Origin of the sequence: Flavobacterium sp. (assembly GCF_043773265.1) — a bacterium.
Taxonomy (GTDB): Bacteria; Bacteroidota; Bacteroidia; order Flavobacteriales; family Flavobacteriaceae; genus Flavobacterium.
In genome coordinates, this window is record NZ_JAYVFH010000136.1 from 1 (window position 1) to 2910 (window position 2910).

The 2910-nt window shown below is 31.8% G+C and carries 3 protein-coding genes; all 3 read right to left on the minus strand.

What is annotated here, in order from left to right:
• Positions 1-1115 (minus strand): succinate dehydrogenase (quinone) flavoprotein subunit (gene sdhA, locus ACH2BO_RS07290; protein WP_395044092.1); only part of this gene is annotated, 1115 nt, incomplete at its 3' end.
• 12 nt (positions 1116-1127) lie between these two features.
• Positions 1128-1793, minus strand: a complete 666-nt coding sequence (locus ACH2BO_RS07295; protein WP_395044093.1) for a succinate dehydrogenase cytochrome b subunit — start codon at positions 1791-1793, stop codon at positions 1128-1130.
• Between the two features lie 159 nt (positions 1794-1952).
• Positions 1953-2810, minus strand: a complete 858-nt coding sequence (locus ACH2BO_RS07300; RefSeq protein ID WP_395044094.1) for a hypothetical protein — start codon at positions 2808-2810, stop codon at positions 1953-1955.
• Between the last annotated feature and the right edge of the window lie 100 nt (positions 2811-2910).

A 2910-nucleotide genomic window follows, 5' to 3' on the forward strand; every position in this document is an offset into this window, starting at 1 on the left:
TATCTTAAAATTGCTGCGGCAAAATCTAAATAAACAGCTTCACCTGTTTTATTTACACCAAAACCTGCATCGCATCTTTCTTTAGCAGCACGAGAAGCAATGTCTCTTGGTACTAAATTTCCAAATGCTGGATATCTTCTTTCTAAATAATAATCTCTATTTTCTTCGGCAATTTGAGTTGGTTTTAATTTTCCTTCGCGAATTGCTTGTGCGTCTTCAAGTTTTGCCGGAACCCAAATTCTACCATCATTTCTAAGTGATTCTGACATTAAAGTCAATTTAGATTGATGATCTCCAGAAACTGGAATACAAGTTGGGTGTATTTGTGTATAACAAGGATTTGCAAAATAAGCTCCTTTTTTATGTACTTTCCACGATGCAGTTACGTTACTTCCCATTGCATTTGTAGATAGAAAAAATACATTTCCATATCCACCAGAAGCAATAACAACTGCGTGTGCAGAATGACGTTCTATTTTTCCTGTAACAGAATCACGAGCAATTATACCACGAGCTTTACCGTTTACAATTACTAAATCTAGCATTTCGTGACGGTTTAGCATTTCTATTTTTCCACGACCTATTTGACGGTTCATTGCAGAATAGGCACCTAAAAGTAATTGTTGACCTGTTTGACCTTTAGCATAAAAAGTTCTAGAAACCAAAGTTCCACCAAACGAACGATTGTCTAACAATCCACCATATTCTCTAGCCAAAGGAACACCTTGAGCAACGCATTGATCAATAATATTAGTAGAAACTTCTGCCAAACGATGCACATTTGCTTCTCTTGCACGATAATCGCCACCTTTTACAGTATCATAAAATAATCTAAAAGTTGAATCGCCATCGCCTTGATAATTTTTGGCAGCATTGATTCCGCCTTGTGCAGCAATTGAGTGCGCACGTCTTGGTGAATCTTGGTAACAAAATGCTTTTACATTATAACCTAATTCGGCCAATGTTGCTGCAGCAGAACCACCAGCAAGACCAGTACCAACAACAATAATATCAATATTACGTTTGTTTGCCGGATTTACTAAATTAATATGATCTTTATAATTTGTCCATTTATCTGAAATTGGACCACTTGGAATTTTAGAATCTAATGCCATAATATTTAACTATTAATGATTAAAGTGATGAAATAATGCTATAAAAACAAACAAAGCCGGAACTACAATTGAAAATGCGTAGGCAAATGTTTTTAATGATTTAGAATATTTATTGTTGAATCCAACAGATTGAAATGATGAATTAAAACCGTGCCATAAATGAACTGCAAGTAGTACAAAAGAAATGCTGTATAATGCTGTTCTTACTGGACTTTCAAATTTATGAATTAGTTCTTCATAATATCTAGTTTCGTTTAATGGAAGTGATTCTACATATTTATAATTCATTTCTGGAATCCAAAAATCGTAAAAATGTAACCCTAAAAATGCCAATACTACAGAACCAGTAATTATCATATTTCTTGAAGCCCAAGAAGCATTTGCGCCACCATTATATTTAGCATAAGAAATTGGTCTTGATGCACGATTTTTATAATCTAATATAAAACCCATACTAAAATGAAAAAGTACTCCAACAATTAAAATGGGTTGAATAACATATTGAACCAATGGATTATTTCCCATAAAATGAGAAATTGCATTGAATGTTTCTTCGCCAAAAAGTGAAGTTGTATTAATAAAACAGTGCTGTGCTAGAAATAAAATTAAGAAAAGTCCAGAAAGTGCCATGGCCACTTTTCGTGCAATAGAAGAATTTAGTAATCCAGATTTTGCCATAATAGTGTATAATTTATTTTAAAATTGATACAAAAATACGGCTAATTAAAAAATACTACAACCTTTACGTTATAATTTATAATGAATTTAAAGTAGTTTAACAATTGTTGATTGCTAAGTAGTTAAAATGGTAAATTGGCTTAAAATGGTTAAACAAATTTATTTTGCATAGCTTGGAATTAATCCACGTAATCCCATATCTACAACAACATCGCCAAGATTTGGGTCGTATTTATTATTATTAGAATTTTCTTTCCATTCAAAACTTTTGTTGGTTGAAAGTGATAATGTCAAGTTGATGTTATTTTTTTCTAATCCTGTTATTTCTAATGGTGTTTCAAATTTTCCAGTAATTACGCACGAACCCTGAGGAATTGGCGAAGTAGCAGCAATAGGATTTGGTACAGTTGTAGCATTTACAGCTGCTTGACCAGATGTTGAATAAAGATTATCGTTCATTACAAATTCCCAATATCCTTGTAATTTATTTCCAGATACTGGAAAACTAGTATTATTATTTAAATAAGTGTTAAAACCAACAAAACTTGATAATGTTCCTATTCTATCCAAACCTTGATAACGTACATTTATTTGAAAATTTTGATACGATACAGAAACTCTTATGTATTGATACGTTCCTGTTGCAATACTTTTTAAAGGAATTTTTAAAAAAGTTTCGCCATCTACAACAATAAGTGCTTGTGCAAAATCTATTGCGTTGTCGCCACCAGCAGTAGTTTCTGGTCCTTGATATAAAACTGTTCCTTGTGATAATTGAGTTGACTGATTTTGTACTAATTCTAAATAATTGGAAGAAATAAAATTAATTGACGGCGTTTGTGCTCTGTTAGCCGTTGGAACAAATGAAGGTAGACCAACATTGTTGAGTCGTAATTGATTGCCATCGAATTTAAATTTTACTAATAAAAATGTTTCTTGTTGTGTATCGTCAATATCTGTGCAAGATGAAAAAGATATTGTTATTAAGATAATAGTAAATAGTACTAATTTTTTCATGCTATGGTTTATTAATTAACCCTGATTGAAGTGAAAATACTTTTCTTTTTTTTAAGAAAAGATTGTAACGTAAAGCAGGAATAGGATTTATAGAAATGCG

Coding starts and splice junctions, on each gene's coding strand:
- ACH2BO_RS07295 (WP_395044093.1), bottom strand. CDS start 1,793: ATGGCAAAATCTGGATTACTAAATTCTTCTATTGCACGAAAAGTGGCC.
- ACH2BO_RS07300 (WP_395044094.1), bottom strand. CDS start 2,810: ATGAAAAAATTAGTACTATTTACTATTATCTTAATAACAATATCTTTT.